At 65.0% G+C, this 21,565-nt stretch carries 22 protein-coding genes; 10 read left to right on the forward strand and 12 right to left on the reverse strand.

Going from position 1 to position 21,565, the window contains the following annotated elements; genetic code table 11:
- Nucleotides 1–90 precede the first annotated feature (90 nt).
- The 3 genes from VB618_RS11620 to VB618_RS11630 all read left to right on the forward strand — a co-directional run bounded on the left by VB618_RS11620 (nt 91) and on the right by VB618_RS11630 (nt 4,824).
- On the forward strand, nt 91–2,067 hold the full coding sequence (locus tag VB618_RS11620) for an ABC transporter ATP-binding protein/permease (RefSeq protein ID WP_329796808.1): 1,977 nt from the start codon (nt 91–93) through the stop codon (nt 2,065–2,067).
- 97 nt (nt 2,068–2,164) lie between these two features.
- Nucleotides 2,165–3,961 carry a glucan ABC transporter ATP-binding protein/ permease gene (locus VB618_RS11625; RefSeq protein WP_329796809.1) on the forward strand — a complete coding sequence of 599 codons (1,797 nt, stop codon included), beginning with the start codon at nt 2,165–2,167 and terminating at the stop codon, nt 3,959–3,961.
- Nucleotides 3,958–4,824, forward strand: coding sequence for an alpha/beta fold hydrolase (locus tag VB618_RS11630; RefSeq protein ID WP_329796810.1), 867 nt, complete (start codon nt 3,958–3,960; stop codon nt 4,822–4,824). Before VB618_RS11625 ends, VB618_RS11630 begins: the two co-directional genes overlap by 4 nt.
- 3 nt (nt 4,825–4,827) lie before the next feature.
- Here VB618_RS11630 and VB618_RS11635 read toward each other — a convergent pair whose 3' ends face one another.
- The 3 genes from VB618_RS11635 to VB618_RS11645 are packed head-to-tail and all read right to left on the reverse strand — an operon-like array spanning nt 4,828 to nt 7,899.
- Entirely contained in the window at nt 4,828–6,126 is a 1,299-nt protein-coding gene (locus VB618_RS11635) for an HlyC/CorC family transporter (RefSeq protein ID WP_329796812.1), read from the reverse strand.
- A 4-nt stretch (nt 6,127–6,130) separates the two neighbouring features.
- The gene (gene aroB / locus VB618_RS11640; protein WP_329796813.1) at nt 6,131–7,270 is read right to left on the reverse strand and encodes a 3-dehydroquinate synthase; all 1,140 of its coding nucleotides are present in this window, start codon (nt 7,268–7,270) and stop codon (nt 6,131–6,133) included.
- Entirely contained in the window at nt 7,267–7,899 is a 633-nt protein-coding gene (locus VB618_RS11645) for a shikimate kinase (protein ID WP_329796814.1), read from the reverse strand. The genes aroB and VB618_RS11645 overlap by 4 nt, the downstream gene beginning before the upstream one ends.
- Nucleotides 7,900–8,037: 138 nt before the next feature.
- On the opposite strand from VB618_RS11645, the gene VB618_RS11650 reads away from it, so the two are divergent.
- Nucleotides 8,038–8,187 carry a hypothetical protein gene (locus VB618_RS11650; protein ID WP_036358377.1) on the forward strand — a complete coding sequence of 50 codons (150 nt, stop codon included), beginning with the start codon at nt 8,038–8,040 and terminating at the stop codon, nt 8,185–8,187.
- The gene (gene xerD / locus VB618_RS11655; protein ID WP_329796815.1) at nt 8,184–9,116 is read left to right on the forward strand and encodes a site-specific tyrosine recombinase XerD; all 933 of its coding nucleotides are present in this window, start codon (nt 8,184–8,186) and stop codon (nt 9,114–9,116) included. Before VB618_RS11650 ends, xerD begins: the two co-directional genes overlap by 4 nt.
- A gap of 112 nt (nt 9,117–9,228) precedes the next feature.
- Here the strand turns inward: xerD and metW are convergent, their stop codons facing one another.
- Together metW and metX are read right to left on the reverse strand one after the other, a co-directional pair.
- Complete coding sequence (gene metW / locus VB618_RS11660; protein WP_329796816.1) at nt 9,229–9,873, reverse strand: methionine biosynthesis protein MetW; 645 nt, start codon at nt 9,871–9,873, stop codon at nt 9,229–9,231.
- The gene (metX, locus tag VB618_RS11665) at nt 9,870–11,039 is read right to left on the reverse strand and encodes a homoserine O-acetyltransferase MetX (protein WP_329796817.1); all 1,170 of its coding nucleotides are present in this window, start codon (nt 11,037–11,039) and stop codon (nt 9,870–9,872) included. Before metX ends, metW begins: the two co-directional genes overlap by 4 nt.
- Before the next feature lie 161 nt (nt 11,040–11,200).
- Between metX and VB618_RS11670 the strand changes: the two genes are divergently transcribed.
- The 3 genes from VB618_RS11670 to VB618_RS11680 are packed head-to-tail and all read left to right on the forward strand — an operon-like array spanning nt 11,201 to nt 14,135.
- On the forward strand, nt 11,201–12,040 hold the full coding sequence (locus tag VB618_RS11670) for a chorismate mutase (RefSeq protein WP_329796818.1): 840 nt from the start codon (nt 11,201–11,203) through the stop codon (nt 12,038–12,040).
- Nucleotides 12,041–12,091: 51 nt separating this feature from the next.
- On the forward strand, nt 12,092–13,192 hold the full coding sequence (gene hisC, locus VB618_RS11675) for a histidinol-phosphate transaminase (RefSeq protein WP_329796819.1): 1,101 nt from the start codon (nt 12,092–12,094) through the stop codon (nt 13,190–13,192).
- Nucleotides 13,185–14,135 carry a prephenate/arogenate dehydrogenase family protein gene (locus tag VB618_RS11680; protein WP_329796820.1) on the forward strand — a complete coding sequence of 317 codons (951 nt, stop codon included), beginning with the start codon at nt 13,185–13,187 and terminating at the stop codon, nt 14,133–14,135. Before hisC ends, VB618_RS11680 begins: the two co-directional genes overlap by 8 nt.
- A gap of 184 nt (nt 14,136–14,319) precedes the next feature.
- On the opposite strand, the gene VB618_RS11685 is transcribed toward VB618_RS11680, so the two are convergent.
- A complete protein-coding gene (locus tag VB618_RS11685) occupies nt 14,320–15,372 on the reverse strand; it encodes a DUF2125 domain-containing protein (RefSeq protein ID WP_329796821.1) in 1,053 nt (350 codons plus the stop codon).
- Nucleotides 15,373–15,445: 73 nt separating this feature from the next.
- Here VB618_RS11685 and VB618_RS11690 point away from each other — a divergent pair, with 73 nt between their 5' ends.
- A complete protein-coding gene (locus VB618_RS11690; RefSeq protein ID WP_329796822.1) occupies nt 15,446–15,982 on the forward strand; it encodes a gamma-glutamylcyclotransferase in 537 nt (178 codons plus the stop codon).
- On the opposite strand, the gene VB618_RS11695 is transcribed toward VB618_RS11690, so the two are convergent.
- From VB618_RS11695 to ftsE, 5 genes are all read right to left on the reverse strand, one after another.
- Nucleotides 15,970–16,368 carry a hypothetical protein gene (locus VB618_RS11695; protein ID WP_329796823.1) on the reverse strand — a complete coding sequence of 133 codons (399 nt, stop codon included), beginning with the start codon at nt 16,366–16,368 and terminating at the stop codon, nt 15,970–15,972. The genes VB618_RS11690 and VB618_RS11695 overlap by 13 nt on opposite strands.
- A gap of 172 nt (nt 16,369–16,540) precedes the next feature.
- Nucleotides 16,541–17,308: a lysophospholipid acyltransferase family protein gene (locus VB618_RS11700; protein ID WP_329796824.1), complete on the reverse strand. Its 768-nt coding sequence runs from the start codon at nt 17,306–17,308 to the stop codon at nt 16,541–16,543.
- A gap of 209 nt (nt 17,309–17,517) precedes the next feature.
- Nucleotides 17,518–18,222, reverse strand: a complete 705-nt coding sequence (locus VB618_RS11705) for a YdcF family protein (protein WP_329796825.1) — start codon at nt 18,220–18,222, stop codon at nt 17,518–17,520.
- A 249-nt stretch (nt 18,223–18,471) separates the two neighbouring features.
- Nucleotides 18,472–19,449 (reverse strand): cell division protein FtsX, encoded by a 978-nt coding sequence (locus tag VB618_RS11710; protein ID WP_329796826.1) that lies wholly within the window; start codon nt 19,447–19,449, stop codon nt 18,472–18,474.
- 6 nt (nt 19,450–19,455) lie between these two features.
- A complete protein-coding gene (gene ftsE, locus VB618_RS11715) occupies nt 19,456–20,166 on the reverse strand; it encodes a cell division ATP-binding protein FtsE (protein ID WP_329796827.1) in 711 nt (236 codons plus the stop codon).
- Nucleotides 20,167–20,416: 250 nt separating this feature from the next.
- Between ftsE and hpt the strand changes: the two genes are divergently transcribed.
- Nucleotides 20,417–21,001 carry a hypoxanthine phosphoribosyltransferase gene (hpt, locus tag VB618_RS11720; protein WP_329796828.1) on the forward strand — a complete coding sequence of 195 codons (585 nt, stop codon included), beginning with the start codon at nt 20,417–20,419 and terminating at the stop codon, nt 20,999–21,001.
- On the opposite strand, the gene VB618_RS11725 is transcribed toward hpt, so the two are convergent.
- On the reverse strand, nt 21,002–21,511 hold the full coding sequence (locus tag VB618_RS11725) for a TspO/MBR family protein (RefSeq protein ID WP_329796829.1): 510 nt from the start codon (nt 21,509–21,511) through the stop codon (nt 21,002–21,004).
- Between the last annotated feature and the right edge of the window lie 54 nt (nt 21,512–21,565).

The raw sequence follows: 21,565 nt of genomic DNA on the forward strand, positions 1-21,565 counted from the left end.
GGGTCCATAGGGGCTAATCCGGAACTTAACTCATGTTAACGCGCTTTAGCTTGAGGAACTCTCAAGCTACACGAGTGCGCGTCTCAAAACATGCCGGACTTCGACCCGAAATTGGGCAGGCAAGTGCCCCCGCCGCCGGCGACAGGACGTGAGCAGGAAGTCGGTCCCGGCCAGGACAATACGCTGGCCAAGGAAGCGAATGCCGCTGCCGCGCACCAGCCTGATCCCAATCATCCTGATGACGCCATCGCCGAGGTGAGGCCGAGCATCGGCCAGGAACTCTATGCGCTCTTTCGCGACATGCTCCGAGGGCGCAAGGGCTGGCCCATGCTGCGGCTCTGCGCCTTCATCCTCGTTGTCCTCATCGGCAACATGTTCGGCCAGGTGCGGCTCAATCAATGGAATGGCGCCTTCTTTGACGCGGTGGAGAAGCGCAACACCTTCGCCTTCTTCGATCAGCTCCTCGTCTTCCTGGCGATTATCGCCGTCCTGCTCGCGCTCGTCGTGGCGCAGACGTGGCTGCAGGAGCGCCTCAAGATCCGCCTTCGGGAGCGGCTCACCCACGTGCTGCTCAATCTTTGGCTTAAGCCCAATCATGCCTACCAGCTCGGCTTCATGGGCAAGAACGGTTCGCAGCCGGATCAGCGCATGCAGGAGGATTGCCGCCTCTTCTCAGAGCTCTCGACTGAGCTCGGGGTCGGCATGCTGCAGGCGCTCCTGCTGCTCATCAGCTTCATCGGCGTGCTGTGGGGGCTGTCGAGCCCGGTCACATTCACGATTGCCGGCACCGCCATCACGATCCCCGGCTACATGGTGTGGGTTGCGGTGGGCTATGCCGGCATCGGGTCGGGTCTCACCTGGCTCGTCGGCCGGCCGCTGATCCGGCTCAACACGGAGCGTTATGCCCGCGAGGCCGATCTGCGGTTCGCGCTCGTGCGCGTCAACGAGAGCGCGGAGAGCGTCGCGCTCTACAACGGCGAGCCCGACGAGCGCCGCAGCCTGGACGAGTTCGTCGAGGCTGTGCTGAAGGCCTCGCGGCGCCTGTCCAGCGGTCTTGCGCGGCTGACCTGGATCACGTCGGGCTATGGCTGGCTCGCCATCGTGGTGCCGATCCTGGCGGCTGCGCCGGACTACTTTGCGGGACGCCTCTCCTTCGGCGAGATGATGATGGTGGTGGGTGCCTTCAATCAGGTGCAGTCGGCCCTGCGCTACTTCGTCGACAATTTCCCGAAGATCGCCGATTGGCGCTCGGCGGTGCTGCGGGTCGCCACGTTCCGGCAGGCGTCTCTCGACCTGGAAGAGGTTGCCGCCGAGAACCGCAGGATCGACATTGCCCCGCATCCGAAAGGCTGGCTAAGCTTCGAGAGTGTCTCGATCGCGCTCAACGACGGCAGCATCCTGATCGAGGATGCGACGGCCGAGATCAAACCCGGCGAGCGGGTGCTGATCATGGGTGAATCGGGGGCCGGCAAGAGCACGCTCTTCCGCGCCATCTCCGGCCTCTGGCCCTGGGGCTCCGGCAAGGTCAGCGTTCCGAGACCTGAGCAGATGATGTTCCTGCCGCAGCGTCCCTACCTGCCTCTTGGAACCCTGCGAGCGGCCATCAGCTATCCGGCGTCGCCCGACACCTTTGATGATGCGGATGTCCGTGCGGCCCTGGAGCGCTGCGGATTGGGTGAATTCCTGGACATGCTCGACAGGCACGAGCGTTGGGACCGCAGCCTGTCTCTCGGGCAGCAGCAGCGGGTAGCCTTCGCCCGCGTGATTCTGCACAAGCCGCAATGGGTCTTCATGGACGAGGCGACCTCCGCTCTCGACGAGGATAACCAGACGTCCATGCTGGCGCTGTTCGAGAATGAGTTGAAGGGTGCAAGCGTGCTGTCCATCGGGCACCGGCCGGGATTGGAGGAGTTCCACACCCGCACCCTGCATATCCGCAAGACCAGCGAGGGAGCCGTTCTTCTCGCCCGTCCGATGCGTCCTTCGCAGCCGAAGCTGGGGCCGCGATGGATCGGCCGCTTCCGGCGGAAGCTGCGGCAGTCTCATGCCCAAAGAGTTGATGCATGAATGCGGACTGGGCCGGCGTGAGGCCTCTTGAGACGCAACTCTCTATCGCGAGCGGAGTTTCCGTCCTAATGTCCGTTCCCTTGGCAGAGGCATCCCCATGCGGCTGATCAGGCTCTATATCCGTGTTCTCGGCGAACTCGGGTCCGATCTCCGGATCGGCGCGGTGCTTGCGCTGGCCAATGTGGCCCTGGCGATTTCCGCCTTCGCGGAGCCGATCCTGTTCGGGCGCATCATCGATGTGCTCACGCGCGGCCAGCTGCCGGATACGCCGCCCGTCACCTTCGGAATCCTGATGCCGCTCATCCTCGCCTGGGTGGCCTTCGGGATGTTTTCCATTGGGGCAGGCGCCCTCGTGGCGCTCCATGCAGACCGGCTCGCCCATCGCCGCCGCCTGGCCGTGGTGGCGAATTACTTCGAGCACGTGCTCGAATTGCCGCTCGCCTTCCATACCGCCACCCATTCGGGCCGCGTCCTGAAAGTGATGCTGGAAGGCTCGGGCAGCATGTCCTGGCTGTGGCTCGGCTTCTTCCGCGAGCACATGTCGGCGCTGATTGCGCTTGTCGTGCTGCTGCCGCTCACTGTGTTCCTGAACTGGCGACTCGGCCTCCTGCTCGTCGCGCTCGTCACCGTGTTCGCAGTGCTGACCGCCATCGTTCTGCGCAAGACCGAAACTCTTCAGGGCTCCGTCGAGCGCTATCATTCGAGCCTTGCCGAGCATGCCTCCGATGCGCTCGGCAACGTGCCGGTCATTCAATCCTTCACCCGCGTCGAGGCCGAGACGCGGTCGCTCAGAACCATCATCCAGCAATTGCTCCAGGCACAGAATCCGGTCCTCTCCTGGTGGGCGCTGGCCGCTGTCGCGTCGCGCGCCGCGGCCACCATCACGGTCACGGCCATCTTCCTTCTCGGCACATGGCTGCACCTGAACGGGCTCGCCACCATCGGCGAGATCGTCATGTTCATGAGCATGGCCACGATGCTGATCGGGCGGCTCGAGCAGGCGGTGAGCTTCATCAACCAGCTCTTCATGCAGGCGCCGAAACTTCAGGAATTCTTCGAGATCTTGGACACGGCGCCGGTCGTGCACGACCGGCCCAACGCTCAGGACGTAGAGCGCTACGGGGGCGACGTGGTATTCGACAATGTCAGCTTCTCCTATGACGGCAAGCGCTCCGCCGTGCAGGACGTCTCCTTCACCGTCCACGAGGGAGAGAACGTCGCGCTGGTGGGCGCGACCGGTTCCGGCAAGTCGACCACCCTGGGACTGCTGCACCGCGCCTTCGATCCGCAATCGGGCTGCATCCGCATCGACGGGCTCGACATACGCGACGTCACCCTGTCGTCGCTTCGCCGCAACATCGGCGTGGTGTTCCAGGAGCCCATGCTGTTTGCCCGCACCATCCGTGAGAACCTGCAGGTCGGACGGCCGGACGCAACGGATGCGGAAATGATCGAGGCTCTGGAGCGGGCCCAGGCCATCGAGTTCATCGCGCGGCAGACGGACGGCCTCGACACGGTGATCGGCGAGCGCGGGCGCTCCCTGTCCGGCGGCGAGCGCCAGCGCCTGTCGATTGCCCGCGCGTTGCTCAAGAACCCGCCGATTCTGATTCTCGACGAGGCCACGAGCGCGTTGGACGCCGCAACGGAACGCAAGCTGCAGATGGCGCTCGACGAGGTCATGAAGGGTCGCACCACCTTCGTCATCGCCCACCGTCTTGCTACCATCCGCAACGCCAACCGCATCCTCGTGTTCGATCAGGGGCGCGTCATCGAAAGCGGCACCTTCGACGAACTCGTGGCCAATGGCGGGCGCTTCGCGGAGCTTGCCAGGGCCCAGTTCATGGCCCCCGAGGAGCCGCCGAAGCGGCCTGTCAGGGTGTCGGCGCACGCATGAGACAAGCCCTCGACCCCAGCACGCCAGGCACCCGCCGCACCAACGGCGTCACGCTTCATTGCGTCGAGGCGGGGCCGGAAGACGGCCCTCTTGTCATCCTGCTGCATGGCTTTCCGGAGTTCTGGTGGGGCTGGCGCTACCAGATCGGAACACTGGCCGACGCAGGCTTTCGCGTGCTCGTGCCCGACCAACGCGGCTACAATCTCAGCGACAAGCCGGAGGGCCGTCGGGCTTACGATCTCGACATCTTGGCCGGTGATATCGTCGGACTAGCCGATGCTCTCGGCCGTCAGACCTTTTCTCTCGTTGGCCATGATTGGGGCGGACTCGTGGCCTGGTGGACGGCCTCGCGCCATCCGGTTCGCGTCAAGAATCTCGCCATCCTCAACGCGCCTCATCCGAATGTTGCCGGGTCCTATATGCGCTCGCATCCGAGCCAGATGGTGCGAAGCCTCTATGTGGGCTTCTTCCAGATCCCGTTCCTGCCCGAAACCATGCTTTCGGCCAACGGTCACCGCAGCCTCAAGAACGCGCTCCGGCGCACGAGCCGTCCTGGCACGTTCTCTGATGACGATATCGCGGCTTACGAAAAAACGTGGTCGCAGCCCGGCGCGCTCACGGCCATGCTGAACTGGTACCGCGCCCTGCCGTTCAAGCCCGACATGAAGGATGCGACCGTCCGCGCGCCCACCCTGGTGATCTGGGGCAGTAAGGACCGGTTCCTGGAGAAGGGGCTGGCAGAGGCAAGCATTGCCTTGTGCGAGAACGGCAGCATCTGCTGGATCGAGGGCGCCACCCACTGGGTCCAGCACGAGGAGCCTGAGGCGGTGAACGCGGCACTCCTAGAGTTCTTGAGAACCTGACCGTCATTCCGTTCTGGTTCGGACGAGCGACAGCGGCGTGATCCTCAATGCCATGATCCGGTTGCGCGACTTTCGCAGCACCTCGAAGCGGAAGCCGCGGAAGGTGAAGATCTGTCCCGTGTCGGGGATGGCCTGCGCCTCGTGGATGACAAGGCCCGCGATGGTGGTGGCCTCCTCGTCCGGCAGGTTCCAGTCCATGGCCCGGTTGAGGTCGCGGATCGGCACGCCTCCGTCCACGTTGACCGAGCCGTTGGGCTGCGGCCGCACGCCCTGCACCGAGAGATCGTGCTCGTCTTTGATGTCGCCCACGATCTCCTCGAGGATGTCCTCGAGGGTCACGAGGCCCATCACCTCACCGTACTCGTCGACCACGAGGGCGAAGTGCGTTTTCTTGGCGAGAAAGGCCTTCAGCTGATCGCGCAGGGAGGTCGTGTCGGGCACGAACCAGGTCTCCAGCGCAATCGCATCGACCTTCAGTTTGCTTGCATCTCCGCCGACGGCATCCAGCGCCCGCAGCAGGTCCTTGGCGTGGAGCACGCCGACGATGTTCTCCTGGCTCTCACGCCAGAGCGGCATGCGCGTATAGGGCGAGGACAGCACCTCGCGCACGATCTCCTCAGATGAGAGATCGGCATTGATCGTGCGCATCTTGGTGCGGTGGACCATGACCTCCGAGACGCTCAGGTCCTTGAGATCGAGCAGGCCGCCCAGCATGTCGCGATCAGCCTTCGCAACGCCGCCCTCCTTGTGCAGAAGGGCCACTTGACCGCGGATCTCCTCACTGGCTGAGAGGATCGGCGTGTTCTCGCCGATCCGGATGCCGAAGGGCCGCAGCATGAGGCGCACCATGCGCTCGATCGCAATGGCAAGCGGGCCGAGGAACGCCACGACCCAGGACATGGGCCGTGAGAGAAACAGTGATGCCTGATCGGACGAGGAAATGGCGATGGTTTTCGGCAGCACCTCGGCGAACACGATCACCAGGATCGACATGATCACCGTGGCATAGATCGCGCCCTCGTCGCCGAAGATTGCCACCAGAACGCTCGTGGCGAAAGCCGAGACGCCGATATTGACGATGTTGTTGCCGATCAGCACCGTGCCGATGAAGCGCTCGCGCATCTCGAGCAGGCGATTCACCAGCTTGGCGCGCTTGTCGCCACCCTTTTCCAGCACCAGCATGCGGGAGCGTGAGGCCGCCGTGAAGGCTGTCTCGCTCGCCGAGAAAAAGGCCGATAGCAGCAGGCAGAAAACAACGACCGCTGCCGCAAGCCAGAGATTGCCGGATGATTCTTCGACCATGGCTTTATGCGTTGATCTCGCTTGTCAGGAACCTGCGAACCTCGTCGGCCCCGATGCCCGACGCGATGAAGCATTGGCCGATGCCTCGCGCCAGGATGAAGGTCAGGGCGCCGCCCTTCACCTTCTTGTCCTGAGCCATGGCGTCGAGCAATTCATCGACCGTACCGCATCCACCCTGAATCTGGGACAAGCGTGTGGGAAGACCGGCGGCAATCAGATGAGCCTCGACGCGCTCCGCATCCGCCATCGGGCAGAGGCCGAGAGAGGCGGAGAAGCGGAAGGCGAGCGCCAACCCGATGGCGACGCCCTCGCCATGGACGAGGCGCGTGGAATCGTAGGCCGTGATCTTCTCGAGCGCATGACCGAAGGTATGGCCGAGATTGAGCAGCGCACGGTCGCCGTTCTCGTGCTCGTCGCGCACCACTACGGCGGCCTTGGCGCGGCAGCTCTGCGCCACAGCCTCATCGCGTTCAGGGCCGCCGGCGAAAACGCCCGCCCAGTTCGCCTCGCACCAGGAGAAGAAGCGCGCGTCGTCGATGAGGCCGTACTTCACCACCTCCGCATAGCCGGCGCGCATCTCGCGGATCGGCAACGTGTCGAGCAGCGCCGTGTCGGCGATGACGAGGCTCGGCTGATGGAAGGCGCCGACGAGGTTTTTGCCATGACGGGAGTTGATGCCGGTCTTGCCGCCGACGGAAGAGTCGACCTGGGAGAGCAGGGTGGTGGGCACCTGGACGAAGCGCACGCCCCGGCGCACCACAGCCGCGGCAAAGCCCGAAAGATCCCCGATCACACCGCCGCCGAGCGCCACCACGAGGTCGCCGCGCTCGATCTTGGCGCTGAGCACCGCATCGCAGACCCGCTCCAGGCTGGCATAGGATTTGGTGGCCTCGCCGGGGGGCAGGGTGATCACGGATACGCGCAGGCCCTGCGCTTCGAGCGAAGCCGCCAGGGCGGCGGCATAGAGTGGCCCCACATGCTCATCCGTCACGATAGCGGCGGCACGGGCTTTGAGCGCTGCGATGCGGGCGCCGGCGGTCTCGATCAGACCGCGCCCGACCAGGATCTCGTAGGCCCGCTCATTGAGCGGAACCGGCACCGTGATGAAGGACGGGCTGTCTATCCGGGCAGATACAAGCGTCATGTCCCGGCGCTCTCCTGCTTGTCGTGCTCGAACCAATCGCGCAGAGCCTTGATGAGTTCGGTCACCACCTTGTCGTGCGGGGCCTCGTGGGAATCCACCGTGATGTCAGCCGTGGCATAGACTGGATGGCGCAACTCCATGAGGCGCCGCATGGTGCCCTCGGGGTCCGGGTTCTGCAGCAGGGGACGGGTCGAGCGCTTGCGCACCCGGCGCATGAGCACGTCGAGATCGGCCTTGAGCCAGATCGAGATGCCCTGCTCGGCGATCCGCCTGCGGGTCTCCTCGTTCATGAAGGCGCCGCCGCCGGTGGCCAGCACGATGGGGCCCTCCTGCAGCAGGCGGGCGATCACGCGGCGCTCGCCGTCACGGAAATGGTCCTCGCCGTGAATGGCGAAGATTTCGGGGATCGTCATGCCGGCCGCAGCCTCGATCTCGTGATCGGCGTCGCGGAACGGCAGCTTGAGCGACTGCGCGAGCCTGCGGCCCACGGTGCTCTTCCCGGCGCCCATGAGGCCGACGAGCACGAGCGATCGCGTGCCGAGCAGGCGGCTGATGGGATGGCCGCGCTGGCTTGCCTGGTCTTGCCCGCCTGCTTCATCGAGCGAATTGAAGCGGCTGATTTTGTTCATGGCTTCATGTCCTAGCACGGGCGCGGCGGCCTGTCACAAGGGCGTGACCTCCCTTTCCTCGGAAACTTAACCGATGAGAAGGACTTGCCTTCGAGCCCGTGGCATGGTTCTAGCGGGTCAACGGTTCAAGAGGCTCAGGTGCCCACGCTCTTTCGGTTTCTCCTCGTCGTCGCCATTCTCGCTGGCCTTGGCTTTGCTGCCATGTTTGCCCTGGCGACCCTTGTCGATCCCGACCCGCGCGAGATCAGCGTCCCGGTCCAGACCAGCCGTCCGCCCTCGTCTTCATGAGCGGCGCCCGCCACGCCAGCCTCTTCCTCGACATGCTCGCCGCCGAGCGCGGCGCCTCCAAGAACACGCTCGACGCCTACCGGCGTGACCTTGACGATTACCTGAGCTTCCTCGCCGAGGCCGGCGGTCAGCCCGACAGCGCGACCTCCACCACTATCCGGAGCTTCATGGCAAGCCTGGAGGAGCGGGGCCTGAAGGCCACCTCCGCGGCCCGCCGGCTCTCGGCTGTGCGCCAGTTCCATAAATTCCTCTACGTGGAGGGCTATGCTCCGGCCGACCCGACGGCCGCGGTGTCGGCGCCGAAGCGGGGCAGGTCTCTGCCCAAGGTGCTCTCCGTCGCCGAGGTCGACCGGCTGCTGCAGGTGGCGTCCGAGGGGATTACGCACTCGGAGGCGACGCAACCTGAGCGCCTGCGCGCCGCCCGCATGACCTGCCTGCTCGAACTGCTCTATGCCACGGGCCTGCGCGTCTCCGAGCTGATGGCCCTGCCCAAAAGCGCCGCCAAAACCCGGGACCGGTTCCTCGTGGTGCGGGGCAAGGGCGCCAAGGAGCGGCTGGTGCCCCTCACGGAGGCGGCAAAGGAGGCAGCCAACACCTATCTCGCCCTGCTGGAAGAGCAGAAAAAGGCCAGCGGCCCCTGGCTGTTCCCGGCCGACAGCGAGAGCGGCCACCTGACCCGGCAGGCCTTCGCCCGCGACTTGAAGGCGATGGCAGGCGCTGCGGGGCTTCGCGCCGACAAGGTCAGTCCCCACGTGCTGCGTCATGCGTTTGCCAGCCACCTGCTCCAGAACGGGGCGGATTTACGCGTGGTGCAGGAGCTTCTGGGCCATTCCGACATCTCGACCACGCAGATCTACACCCATGTGCTGGACGAGCGCTTGAAGAGCATGGTGCGCGATCTGCACCCGATGGCGGAGGGGGAGGGATAGTTCGCTCTCCTGTCATCCCCGGACTTGTTCCGGGGATCCATGTGTTTGATGCGCTGCGGTTATTAAAACGTGGATGGCCGGGACGCGCCCGGCCATGACGAAAGTTGGGTTTTCAACGCCGCTTCAGCAAAAACACCGCTTGATCCCCAAGCAGATTCCACACCCACCAGGGCAGGGTGACGCGCATGGGCTGACCGCCGGCATTGAGCGCCACGCCCTTTTCCATCTGGGCGCCGACCTCGCGGCACAGCTCCACGAAGTCGCGGATGGTGCAGAAATGGATGTTGGGGGTGTCGTACCAGGAATAGGGCAGGTTCTCGGTCATGGGCATCCGGCCCCGGACGCCGAGGTCGAAGCGCACGCGCCAATGGCCGAAATTCGGGAACGACACGATGGCCCGGCGGCCGATGCGCAGCAGATGCTCCAGCACCACCTTGGGCTGGCGCGTGGCTTGGATCGTCTGCGAGAGGATGACGTAGTCGAATGCGTCGTCCGGGTAATCGGCAAGATCCGTGTCCGCATCGCCCTGGATCACCGGCAGACCCTTGGCCAGGCAGGCGTTGACGCCCTCTCGCGAAATCTCGATGCCGCGCCCGTCGACTTGCTTGCGGTCGCGCAGGAGCGAGAGAAGCGCCCCGTCGCCGCAGCCGACATCGAGCACACGGGAGCCGGGCTCCACCATGTCGGTGACCAGCAGAAAATCGAGGCGGTGGCCGCTTTCAACATCGGTCAGGGGCAGGGTGGCGGGCAGGCTCATGCGATCCCCCGAGCCCGTGCGGCCGCATCGATGAAGCCGCGGGCCGCCGCGAACATTTCGGGCTCCTCGAGCAGGAAGGCATCGTGCCCCTTGTCGCTCTCCACCTCCACGAAGGCGACAGACGCCGCCGCGGCGTTCAGCGCATGCACGATGGCGCGCGAGTCGGATGTGGGGAACAGCCAGTCGGAGGTGAACGAGATCACGCAGAAGCGCGTGGGCGTGCCCTTGAAGGCCTTAGCCAGGGAGCCGCCATGCTCGGCTGCGATGTCGAAATAGTCCATCGCCCGGGTGACATAGAGATAGGAATTGGCATCGAACCGCTCGACGAAGGAGATGCCCTGGTAGCGCAGGTAGCTCTCGATCTGGAAATCGGCGTCGAAGGAGAAGGTGGGGGCGGCCCGGTCCTGGAAATTGCGCCCGAACTTCCGGTGCAGGGCGACCTCAGAGAGATAGGTGATGTGTGCGCCCATGCGGGCGACCGCGAGACCCTTTGACGGGCGCGTGCCCTCATTCAGGTAGCGCCCGCCGCGCCACTCGGGATCGGCCATGACGGCCTGACGGCCGACCTCGTGGAAGGCGATGTTCTGGGCCGAGTGGCGGGCTGAGGTCGCGATGGGAAGCGCCGAGAACACCCGGTCCGGGTAGCTCACGGCCCATTGCAGCACCTGCATACCGCCCATGGAGCCTCCGACCACGCAGAACAGCTTCTCGATGCCGAGCCGGTCGATCAGCGCCGCCTGTGCCCGCACCATGTCGGGAACGGTCACGACCGGAAAATCGACCGCGTAGGGCTGGCCCGTCGCCGGGTTGATGGAGGCTGGGCCCGTGGTGCCCATGCAGCCGCCGATCACGTTGGCGCAGATCACGAAGAACCGGTCGGTGTCCACCGGCCGGCCGGGTCCCACCATGGTCAGCCACCAGCCGGGCTTGCCCGTCACTGGATTGTCGTTCGCCACATGCTGGTCGCCGGTGAGCGCATGGCAGATCAGGACTGCGTTGGACTTGTCCGCATTGAGCGTACCGTAGGTCTGGTAGGCGATCTGCCAGGGCGCGAGCGCAATCCCGGCATCCATCATCAGGGGCTCGTCCGCGCCAAAGCGCATCACGAGGCTCGACGGGTCGTCGACCTGGCTTCGCGGTTCGGAGACAAGGGGGGCGAAGGACATGTTTTCAGCGGAAACGTTCGTTCTTTCGAACAACCGGTAATGCGGGGAGCCGGTCGCGTCAACGAACATAACGCCTCAAGCTGGCTACGCGGTGGTCATCCGGGGATGACAAGAATGGGCAAAACCGTCAAAGAAGGGCCTCTCCCTGAGGATCTTAGCCCATGCCCGCCGAGAAGCCCGCGCCCGCCCTTGCCGAACTCCGCCAGGAGATCGACCGCATTGACGAGGCGATGCACCGGCTGCTCATGGAGCGCGGCACCATCATCGACCGGCTGATCGCCTCCAAGAAGGCCTCGAAGACGGGCATCGCGTCGGCTTTCCGTCCCGGCCGCGAGGCCTCGATGATGAAGGCCCTGGCCGAGCGCCACGAGGGCCTGCTGCCGCTCGACACGGTGGAGAGCATCTGGCGGGTGATCATCGGCACCTTCACCTATGTGCAGTCGAACTATTCCGTTCATGCCGACGTGTCGGGCGGCGATGCGCCCATGCGGGACTCGGCCCGGTTCCATTTCGGCTTCACGGTACCTTACGTCACTCATCCCAGCGCCGCGGCGGTGATCGAGGCGGTGGCCTCCTCCGGGGGCGATCTCGGCATCTTCCGGCTCGACCAGGGGGCGACGAGCGGCGCGTGGTGGCGCACCCTGGCCGACCGGGAGCGCCCGAAGGTCATCGCGCGCCTGCCCTTCATCGAGCGGCCCGACCACCCGGCCGGCACCCCGGTCTTCGTCATCTCGAAGCCCCTGGTGGATGCGGCTGTGCGCGACGTGGTGCTCTATGCCGCCCAGTTCGAGCGCTGGCACCGGGGCGCCAACGAGGCTCTCGTCCGCCTCGGCGGCGAGGTGGTGGCGAGCGCCGCCGATGCCCATGGCCTGTCGGAGCTCATCGCCGTGCCCGGCACCGTCGAGCCCGCACAGCTGCACGAAACCCTGACGAAGGCGGGCGCCAGCCTCGCCCAACTCGCCGAGGTCGGCAGCCATGCCGAACGTTTCCACGTGAAATGATACCCGACCTGCGCTAGAGCGTCTGCCAACACTGATTGCTAGGAACCGATGATGTCCGCTCGTCCCCAACCCCGTCCCGGCGTGATGCAGATCGACGCCTATGTGCCCGGCAAGAGCAAGGCCGCAGGGGTTGCCAAGATCCATAAGCTCTCCTCAAACGAGACGCCGCTCGGCCCCTCGCCCAAAGCCATGGAAGCAATTCGGACCTTCGATCATCTTGAGCTTTACCCGGACGGCGCCGCCACCAAGCTGCGTGAGGCAATCGCGTCCCGCTATGGCCTCGATCCGAACCGCATTATCTGCGGCACAGGCTCGGACGAATTGCTGTCGCTCATCACCAATGCCTATGTGGGCCCTGGCGACGAGGGCATCTTCACCGAGCATGGCTTCCTGGTCTATCGCATCGCCATCCAGGCAGCGGGCGGCACGCCGGTCGTGGCGCCGGAGAAGGATCTGCGCACCGACGTGGACGCAATCCTCGCGAGAGTGACGGACAAAACGAAGATCGTCTTCCTGGCCAATCCCAACAACCCGACCGGCACCTACATCCCGTTCGACGAGGTCAAGCGCCTGCACGCGGGTCTGCCGCCGCATGTGCTGCTGGTGCTCGACGCGGCCTATGCGGAATACGTGCGCCGCAACGATTACGAGGCAGGCCTAGAGCTTGTCGCCACCTCCGAGAACGTGGTGATGACCCGCACCTTCTCGAAGATCTATGGGCTCGCCAACCTGCGCCTCGGCTGGATGGTGGCGCCTCCCCACATCGCGGATGCGGTCAACCGCATCCGCGGCCCGTTCAACGTGAGCGGCCCGGCCATCGCCGCTGGCATCGCGGCGATCCAGGACGAGGCGCATATCGCGAAAGCCATCGAGCACAACGAGCGCTGGCTCGCCTGGCTCACCCGCGAAATCGAGGCGCTCGGCCTGAAGGTCACGCCGAGCGTCGGCAACTTCCTGCTCATCCATTTTCCGCAACAGGCCGGAAAGACCGCCAAGGATGCCGATGCCTTCCTCACCGCGCGCGGGCTCATCCTGCGTCAGGTCGCGGCCTACGGCCTGCCCGATGCCTTGCGCCTGACGGTGGGCGACGAGGAGGCGAACGGCCTCGTGGTCCGCGCCTTGAGCGATTTCATGGGGGCTAAGAATGCCTGAGCGTCTCGGTCCCCCGCGTGACACGCCGCTCGTCGAGCGCGTCGCGCTCATCGGCCTCGGGCTGATCGGCTCGTCCATCGCCCGCGCTAGCCGGCATCTCAATCTTGCGCGCACTATCGTGGCGGTCGATGCGAGCGAGGCGGTGGTCGCGCGGGTGCGCGAACTTAGGCTTGCCGACGAGGCCACCACCGATGTGGCGGCCGCCGTGAGGGATGCGGATCTCGTCATCCTCTGCGTACCGGTCGGCGTCTGCGGCAAGGTCGCGGAGGCGATGCGGTCGGGATTGAAGCCCGGCTGCATCGTGTCGGATGTGGGCTCGGTGAAGGCCTCCGTGGTGGCGCAGGTGCAACCGCATCTGCCCGAAGGCGTGCATTTCGTGCCGGCTCATCCGGTGGCGGGCACAGAGCATTCAGGGCCTGACGCGGGCTTTTTGACGCTCTTTCACAACCGCTGGTGCATCCTCACGCCGCCCGAAGGCATGGACGAGGCGGCAACCGAGCGCGTGCGCGCCTTCTGGGAGGCCATGGGCTCCAACGTGGAGGTCATGTCTGCGCAGCACCACGACCTCGTGCTCGCCATCACCAGTCACGTGCCGCATCTCATTGCCTACAACATCGTCGGCACGGCGGCGGATCTGGAGACGGTCACGCAGGGCGAGGTGATCAAGTTCTCGGCCGGCGGTTTTCGCGACTTCACCCGCATCGCGGCCTCGGACCCGACCATGTGGCGCGACGTCTTCCTGCACAACCGCGAGGCCGTGCTGGAGATGCTCGGCCGCCTGAACGAGGACATCGCCCTGCTCGCCCGCGCCATCCGCTGGGGCGAGGGCGACAAGCTCTTCGACCTCTTCACCCGCACCCGCGCCATCCGGCGCGGCATCATCTCGTCGGGCCAGGAAACGCCGGAGCCGGATTTCGGCCGGAGGCGTGAGGACAAGGCGTAGCGGGATTTATTGGTGGATCCGGTACTGACTGTCATTCCGGGGCCGCGTAGCGGGGCCCGGAATCCATAAACACGACATATCAGGAGAGGACGAGCAGCGTTTCGCTTCTTCCTGCACCGTTAGCGGTTATGGATTCCGGGCTCGCCTGCGGCGCCCGGAATGGCAGTGGAGGATCTCCAAACCCTCAATACAGCGGCTGCAGCCTCACGTTGGGAATCACGAACGGTCCCATGGCGAGAAAGCCGTTCTCAAGCCGCAGCGGCGGCAGGGACGCGAGCTGCGGCTTGGCGTTCGGCTGTGCCGCATTCGCGCGCGGACCCTGTCCCAGCAGCATGCCCAACAGATTGCCGCCGAGGCGGCCGCCCGTGAGGTTGCCGAGAAGGCCGTCGAGCCCGGCGGCCGCCACGGTGAGCTGGCCCGCAGGTCGGTGCTGATCATCCAGGCGCAGCTCACCCTTGGTCTCGATCTGGCGCGTGCCCTTGGTGGCCGACAGCATCAGGATGTCGAGCTTGCCGCCGGCGTTGCGCCAGAGTTCCATCTCCCCTGCAATGGTGCCGCCCTTGAAGCCATCGGCCTGGGTGACGGTGACATCCGCATTCAGGTTTGTCGGCTCCGCACCGCCGATGAGTGCATCGAGAAGGGGAATGCGCGCCTCCGTGACGGAGGCGGCCACGTCGCGCGCCTGTTCGGCGCTCCGCGCTGGGTTGGGCCGCACATGCAGCTCCAGACGCTTGCCCGACCCGGTCAGCTCGCCGGCCGGCAGACCGGTCACCGTGACCTTCGGCTCATTGGCGGCAACGGATAGGCGCTGCACGCCCGTCTGCGAGGCATTGAGGCTCGCCTGCAGCAGATCCCAGCTGCCCTGCACAGTCACGGTTCCGTCCGTCACCTTCAAGGGGCCGGCCACCTCGGTGATGATGCGACGAGGCTGGTAGACTTGCGCCACCGCCTCAGTGCGCCCGAAGGAGGCGGTCACCGCACCGCGCTTAAAGTCGAGGGCGTTGCAGATCACCTCGATGCGGAACGGGTAGCCGGCGATGCTGCGGTCCGCGCAGGTCCATTCCCGTCCGGCTCGTGCCTCCGCGGCGACCCAGCCATCGAGAGCCTCCGCCGTGCGGTTGCGGATCACGAACCAGGCGACGCTCCAGGCAATCGCCAGGAGAAGCAGCAGGACGAAGGGCGCGTAGAGCCAGAAACGGCTGCGGCGAACATGCCCTGTCGGGGCGGCCTGATCCATGCGTGATCTCCTGTTGTGCGGATGCTTCGTTACTGGTAGCGCCGGAAGCAGGCAAGGTTCGGGCGCGGGTGACATGAAGGACCTCACGGAGGATTTATGGGTGTTCGGCTACGGCTCGCTCATGTGGCGGCCGGGCTTTCCTCATCTCGAGCGCGCGCATGCCCATCTCTATGGCTATCACCGCTCGCTGTGCGTCTTCTCCCATGTCCACCGTGGAACTCCTGATCATCCGGGACTGGTGCTCGGGCTCGACCGGGGTGGGCGCTGCCACGGCGTGGCCTTCCGGGTCGCCCCGGAGGAGGCGGAGACCACGATCCAGTACCTGCGCGAGCGCGAGCAGGTCACCGCCGTCTATCTGGAGCGCCACCTGCCGGTGCGACTGGCCGACGGTCGGCGGGTTCGGGCGTTGGCTTATGTGGTCGACCGGTATCACGGTCAATATGCAGGGCGCCTGTCTTTTGACGATGTGTTGAAGCACGTACGGCAGGGGCAGGGGGTTTCCGGTCGTAATCCGGATTACGTGCGCAACACCTACGATCATCTCATCGGCATGAGCGTGGTCGATCCGCTGCTGCACAAGATCGTGGATGCGCTTGATCAGGAGGCCTGAGTCTCGTCCTCGCGCAGATCCTCGAAGATCGCGCGGCGATCCTCGTCCGTCGCGGCAAGCCTGTGGATGTGCAGCTCGGCGGCGCCCAGCCCCTGGACCTTGGCGAGCCAGCGCATCCGGGTGTGTTCGGCCGGCTCGGACGCGGCCATGGCGGCGTCGATGACCGTGCCGGTCCCGTCCGCATCTCGCCTGACGGCGAGGATCACGGCGTCCGTGACGTCGAGCAGTTCCGATTGATTGAGAGGATGCACGCCGACGATGTAGCGGCGGCCCGAACGGCCGCGCCAGGAACTCAGGGTGGAAGAGGAGCGAAGCCCTGCGGTCGCCCGTAGCCTTTCCTCGCGCACGCCAGCCCTCCGCATTCGGTCGTTGCGGAGATCCCGCATGGCCGCGTTCCAAGATATGGTTCGTTTGTTCGCCATATGTTCTTATATGTAGGAACGGTCGAGTGAGTCGTCAAGGTTGCGGAAAGCTTGGCTGGGCTTGGGTTTGTGGGTTTTTACGCCTGCGAACAGGATCGCCGGGACAAACCCGGCCACGACACCACATCAGGCCCCGTCACGCCTTCGACAGGGAGGCCGCCGAAGCTGTCGCAGGACCGAGGCCGAGTTCCCTTCGGCCCTCCTCGTAGAGCCGGTCGGAGGCCGTCTCGATCTCAAGCTGCACCCGCTGGAAGAATTCGTCGCGCGGCAGTCCCGCCGGGATGGGGTCGAGCACTTCGATCCGCACCGTGCCGGGGCGGCGGATGAACTGGCGGCGCGGCCAGTACAGGCCGGCATTCAGGGCAATCGGAATGCAGGGAAAGCCGAGATTCTGGTAGAGATGCGCCACGCCGTACTTGTAGGCCGGCGGAGCGCCCGGCGGGCGGCGGGTTCCCTCTGGGAAGATGATGATCTGGCGCCCGTGCTCGGCCTCTTCCTTTGCCCTTTGAGTCATCTGCACCAGGGCGAGCGATCCGGCCTTGCGGTTGACCGGCACACATTGGGCCTTTGCCAGATGCCAGCCGAAGATCGGGATCCACATCAGCTCCCGTTTCAGGATGTAGGTCGGATCCTCCAGGATCGTCACGATGGCGAAGGTTTCGAGAAACGACTGGTGCTTGGCCGCCACCAGCGCACCACCCGGCGGGATCTTCTCCCGGCCGGTGATCTCGAGCTTGATGCCGGCAATGATTCGCAGAAGCCAGATCGATGTGCGGCCCCAGAGCTTGACCATGTCCATGAAGACCCGGCGTGGCATCAGAAGGCCTGGGATCAGCAGGATCAGCCACAGGATCAGGTTGGCGTAGAAGGCGATGTTGAACAGCAGGGAGCGGAGGATCAGCATGGAATCGCAAAATGGAAATGCGGAGCAAGAGGCTCTGCGGCCGCGCTGACCTTAAAAGGTTTTTGTCAGCTTCTCTATAGCATCGGACCCAAAAGTGGACTTGCACTTTTGGGATCGATCCGATGCTCTATCCCTTGGCTGGCGCATCGTTAACGCGGAAAACCGGATCCACTTTTCACTGACGTGGCCCTCTGGGTCCGCACGATGCGTTAGCGCCAGATGGGTTCTGCAATCAGCTGCCTCTTGACCGGGGACCCGCCGCTGATGAGGTGGGCTACCGACGAGCGCTCCGGGTCGCCCTCGAAACGGGTCCGGACCCAGACGGCCAGGAACTTCAGGTATTCCGTGAAGACCACCCGGGCCACCGCCGGGTTGTGCCACCAGTCGTGCGGGTCGATGGTCGCCGCGACCGGGTAAGGGATCTTCTGCAGGTTCGGCAGGGCGTGGTCGAGTTCCACGAGCGTGCGCGGCATGTGGTAGTTGGAGGTCACCACGATGATGGTGTGAAAACTGTTCTTCTCGGCCCAGCGCCGGGTCTCGATAGCGTTGCCGATGGTGTTGCGGGCCCGGTAGTCGAGATCCACGCAGCAATCGAACAGGCGCCGCTGGCCCGGATTGAGCCGGGAGATCTGGTCACGGCTGGTGTTCTCGTTGACGCCCGAGATCAGGAGCCTCTTGGCGTAGCCCTTGTCCAGGAGGTCGATGGCATCGCCGATACGTTGGGCGCCACCGGTCAGAGCCACGATGCCATCCGCCCGGGTTTCGGGTCGTTGCTCGGAGCGGTCGAGGCTGTAGACGAAGGCGAGAAAACCCAGGAAACCGACAAGTGCGGCACAGGTCGCGGCCCAGAAGCCCAAACCCAGGATGCGTCGCGCCCATGACCGCCGTGCGGGAGCCTTAGGCGATTCCTGCATCGTCCAGCCCCAGCCGACGGTTTCCGTGGCGTCCGGCGCACCCCAACTCTGCGTTCGCGAGGTCATCCTGGACGAAGATAGTGGAGATTGCGGCAATGGAGAGGCAGCCCGCTTTTTCCTGGAGCATCGGACCCAAAAGTGGATTTGCACTTTTGGGATTCATCCGATGCTCACTTCCTTGACTTGCGCATCGTGTGGACCGGAAAACCGGACCCACTTTTCCGCACGATGCGCTGTTAACTGTCACCATCAACCATTTTCGTTAAGAAAGCGTCTCACGGTCAGCCGCGACACGATGCCCGTGATCACACCGACAAAGAGCGCAATCAGGGCCACGATCGCATAGCCCCGCCAGCTGATGGTGAAGGCGCCGAACAGGGCCTCGATCTGGTCTCCCGTCGGACTCGCGCGCCAGGAGCGGGTCACAAGACCCAAGGCCAGCGTCAGGATCATGGCGCTGCCGGCTCCGATGGCGCTGCCGCGCAGCCCCAGCCGGAAGAAGCGTCGCTGGAATTCCTTGGCGATGAAGTCGTCGTTCGCGCCGACGAAATGCAGCACCTCCACCACCTCCCGGTTGCTCGCCATGGCGCCGCGGGTGGCGAAGATGACGGCGAGCGCCGCTGCGACCAGCACCAGGCTGACCAGGAACACGCCCACACCGATGATGGTGTTGGCCATGGTGGAAAGCCGCGAGACCCAGAGGGCGTGGTCGTCAAGCGTCGCCCCCGGCACGTCGCGCTGGAGGGCTTGCCGTAGGCTCGCGAAATCCGGCTTCGCGTCTTCCCGGATCTTGATCACGATCAGCCGCGGCACCGGCAGGTCGTTGAAGTCGAGGCCGGTCCCGAGCCAGGGCTCGAGGAGACGCTCGGATTGCTCTTTGGAAAAGGCCTGGGCCGCCTCGACCCCCGACGCCTGACGGGCCAGCGCCACTGCACGTTCGACGTCCTGGTCGATGGAGCGCTGTGCATTGGGCCGGATCTGGATGGTGACTTCCCGGGCGATCTCGGAGCGCCATTGGGCGGATGAGGCCGCCACGAGCTCCGCGCCGCCGGCGCATAAGGCGGCCAGAAAGGTCAGGATCGCGATGACGGCCGCCAGCGCCTGGCCGCCGGCCGAGTCCACCGGCACGAGCGGAGCGTTCCGGCTCAACGACGCTGGCAGGGGGCGCTTTTGCCTGTCGGAGGCCGAGGCGGCCTTCTTCAGGCGCGTTTGCGGGGAGGCGCTCATCTTAGCTCACCCGTCGATATGCAGTTGGCCGTCGCCGAGCACGAGACGGCGCACGTCGAGCTGATCCATGAGGCTGAAATCGTGGGTGGCGATGACTACCGAGGTCCCGAGCCGGTTGAGCTCGATGAAGAGGCGCAGCAGGCGGCGGGCCAGCGACGGATCCACGTTGCCGGTGGGTTCGTCGGCGAGCAGAAGGTCTGGCCGGACGATCAGCGCCCGGGCAATCGCCGCGCGCTGCTTCTCGCCGCCCGAGAGCACCGGCGGCAGCATGTGCATGCGGTCGCCCAATCCCACCCAGCGCAGGAGCTCGACAACTTCAGCCCGGTAGCTTGCCTCCTCCTTGCCCTGCACCCGTAAGGGCAGGGCCACATTCTCATAAGTTGTCAGGTGATCGAGCAGGCGGAAGTCCTGGAACACCACGCCCATGCGGCGGCGCAAGGACGTCAGCTCGTCCTTCGAGATCCGGGAGACGTCCTCCCCGAACATCGAGATCAGGCCGCGGGTCGGCTTCACGGAGAGCAGGATGAGGCGCAGCAGCGTCGTCTTGCCGGCGCCCGACGGGCCCGTGAGGAACTGGAAGGAATTGGGCTCGATGGAGAAGGTCAGGTCGCGCAGGACCTCGGGGCCCATGCCGTAGCGCACGCCCACATTCTCGAAATGCACGACCGGCGGCGCGCCTTCATCGTAGTGATAATCGTCGTGATCGAGCGCTTTCACACGTATCCGAGCCATCCTTGAGGTGAAGAAATTCGGCGATTCGCTTCCTTATCGCCCCGCTATGGTTAGCAAGCCATAAACTTGCGGCCTCAAGACGGAAAGCGAACCTCTCGCGGGACATTGCCGCAGGACGGCTCGGCTGCTGCCCGAATCCTTGCGAAAGGCGCCAAGTTCGTTTGACTTCCCAGGCCAAGCATGGTCGTGAAGGGGCGGCTTTGAAAGCCCATTATTCTTTTTCTGGACGATTACGATGAGCACTGCCCACCGCATCCGGGTTCTTTTCGATGAAGACATCATCGCCAAGCGCAACGAGGCACTGGCCCAGGAGATCGCTGCCGCCAAGCCCGAAAACCTGCTTGTGGTGGCCGTGCTCAAGGGCAGCTTCATGTTCGCCGCGGACCTGATCCGCGCCCTGCACCGGGCCGGGCTCACGCCCCAGGTCGAGTTCGTGCACCTGTCGAGCTATCTGGACGGGACGGTTTCCACCGGCAACGTCACCATCCTGCGCGACGTCGAGAGCGATGTGCGCGGACGCGACGTGCTGCTCGTGGATGACATTCTCGAGTCGGGCCGCACCGTCACCTTCGCCAAGGACCTGATCATGGCCCGCGGCGCCAAGAGCGTGAAGACCGCCGTGCTGCTGGAAAAGCCCGGCAAGCGCGCCGTGCAGATCCAGCCGGATTATGTGGGCTTCACCTGCCCGGACGTGTTCGTGATCGGCTACGGCATGGACGTGGCCCATTCCTACCGGCAGCTGCCTTTCGTCGGCGTCCTCGATCATCTCGACAAGGACCCGGATCTGTTCGACAAGCCTGAGCCGGCCGCGTCTCGCTAATCAGCCATTGAGCCGCCAGATCGTGCCGTTGAGCAGGGTCGCATAAGCGACCCAGGTGAGATAGGGCACGAGCAGCAGGGCCGCCGTGCGGTCGAGCCTCCAGAAGGTGCGGATCGTGGCGAGGATCGCCACGATCAGGGCGGCGATGACCACGAGCCCCGCCAGCGGGCTTTTGCCCCCGAAGAAGGCGAAGGACCACGCCCCGTTCAAGGTCAGCTGCACGAAGAACGCGATAATCGCCGCCGTGCGTCCGGGCCGATTTTCGGGCAATGAGAGAACGCGCCAGAGCGCATAGGCCATCAGGGCATAAAGAATCGTCCAGGCGACCGGGAAGGCCCAGTTCGGCGGCGTGAAGCCGGGCTTCTGGAGGCCCACATACCAGGCCGGGATGTTCGGCTGCGTAATCAGGCTTGCAGAGACCGCAACGGCGACCACCGGCAGCACGGCCACAAGAAAACGTGGCAGCGGCGGCATTGCATGGCTGCCCGGCACAGTTTGGTCTGTATGCATCCTCGAAATCCCTTTAAGGACGTTGCGTCATTTCTCTCGTGACGCAACCTGTCA

The sequence above is a fragment of the Microvirga sp. CF3062 genome, from assembly GCF_036314045.1.
Taxonomy (GTDB): Bacteria; Pseudomonadota; Alphaproteobacteria; order Rhizobiales; family Beijerinckiaceae; genus Microvirga.

What these genes read in the sequence shown, in the direction of transcription:
- xerD (WP_329796815.1), top strand. Translation starts at nt 8,184, where the DNA reads ATGAGCGGCGCCCGCCACGCCAGCCTCTTCCTCGACATGCTCGCCGCC.
- VB618_RS11700 (WP_329796824.1), bottom strand. Translation starts at nt 17,308, where the DNA reads ATGCTGATCCTCCGCTCCCTGCTGTTCAACATCGCCTTCTACGCCAAC.
- metX (WP_329796817.1), bottom strand. Translation starts at nt 11,039, where the DNA reads ATGTCCTTCGCCCCCCTTGTCTCCGAACCGCGAAGCCAGGTCGACGAC.
- VB618_RS11630 (WP_329796810.1), top strand. Translation starts at nt 3,958, where the DNA reads ATGAGACAAGCCCTCGACCCCAGCACGCCAGGCACCCGCCGCACCAAC.
- VB618_RS11685 (WP_329796821.1), bottom strand. Translation starts at nt 15,372, where the DNA reads ATGGATCAGGCCGCCCCGACAGGGCATGTTCGCCGCAGCCGTTTCTGG.
- VB618_RS11625 (WP_329796809.1), top strand. Translation starts at nt 2,165, where the DNA reads ATGCGGCTGATCAGGCTCTATATCCGTGTTCTCGGCGAACTCGGGTCC.
- VB618_RS11725 (WP_329796829.1), bottom strand. Translation starts at nt 21,511, where the DNA reads ATGCATACAGACCAAACTGTGCCGGGCAGCCATGCAATGCCGCCGCTG.
- VB618_RS11705 (WP_329796825.1), bottom strand. Translation starts at nt 18,222, where the DNA reads ATGCAGGAATCGCCTAAGGCTCCCGCACGGCGGTCATGGGCGCGACGC.
- VB618_RS11695 (WP_329796823.1), bottom strand. Translation starts at nt 16,368, where the DNA reads ATGCGGGATCTCCGCAACGACCGAATGCGGAGGGCTGGCGTGCGCGAG.
- VB618_RS11690 (WP_329796822.1), top strand. Translation starts at nt 15,446, where the DNA reads ATGAAGGACCTCACGGAGGATTTATGGGTGTTCGGCTACGGCTCGCTC.
- VB618_RS11635 (WP_329796812.1), bottom strand. Translation starts at nt 6,126, where the DNA reads ATGGTCGAAGAATCATCCGGCAATCTCTGGCTTGCGGCAGCGGTCGTT.
- metW (WP_329796816.1), bottom strand. Translation starts at nt 9,873, where the DNA reads ATGAGCCTGCCCGCCACCCTGCCCCTGACCGATGTTGAAAGCGGCCAC.
- VB618_RS11710 (WP_329796826.1), bottom strand. Translation starts at nt 19,449, where the DNA reads ATGAGCGCCTCCCCGCAAACGCGCCTGAAGAAGGCCGCCTCGGCCTCC.
- hisC (WP_329796819.1), top strand. Translation starts at nt 12,092, where the DNA reads ATGTCCGCTCGTCCCCAACCCCGTCCCGGCGTGATGCAGATCGACGCC.
- hpt (WP_329796828.1), top strand. Translation starts at nt 20,417, where the DNA reads ATGAGCACTGCCCACCGCATCCGGGTTCTTTTCGATGAAGACATCATC.
- VB618_RS11680 (WP_329796820.1), top strand. Translation starts at nt 13,185, where the DNA reads ATGCCTGAGCGTCTCGGTCCCCCGCGTGACACGCCGCTCGTCGAGCGC.
- aroB (WP_329796813.1), bottom strand. Translation starts at nt 7,270, where the DNA reads ATGACGCTTGTATCTGCCCGGATAGACAGCCCGTCCTTCATCACGGTG.
- VB618_RS11670 (WP_329796818.1), top strand. Translation starts at nt 11,201, where the DNA reads ATGCCCGCCGAGAAGCCCGCGCCCGCCCTTGCCGAACTCCGCCAGGAG.
- VB618_RS11645 (WP_329796814.1), bottom strand. Translation starts at nt 7,899, where the DNA reads ATGAACAAAATCAGCCGCTTCAATTCGCTCGATGAAGCAGGCGGGCAA.
- VB618_RS11620 (WP_329796808.1), top strand. Translation starts at nt 91, where the DNA reads ATGCCGGACTTCGACCCGAAATTGGGCAGGCAAGTGCCCCCGCCGCCG.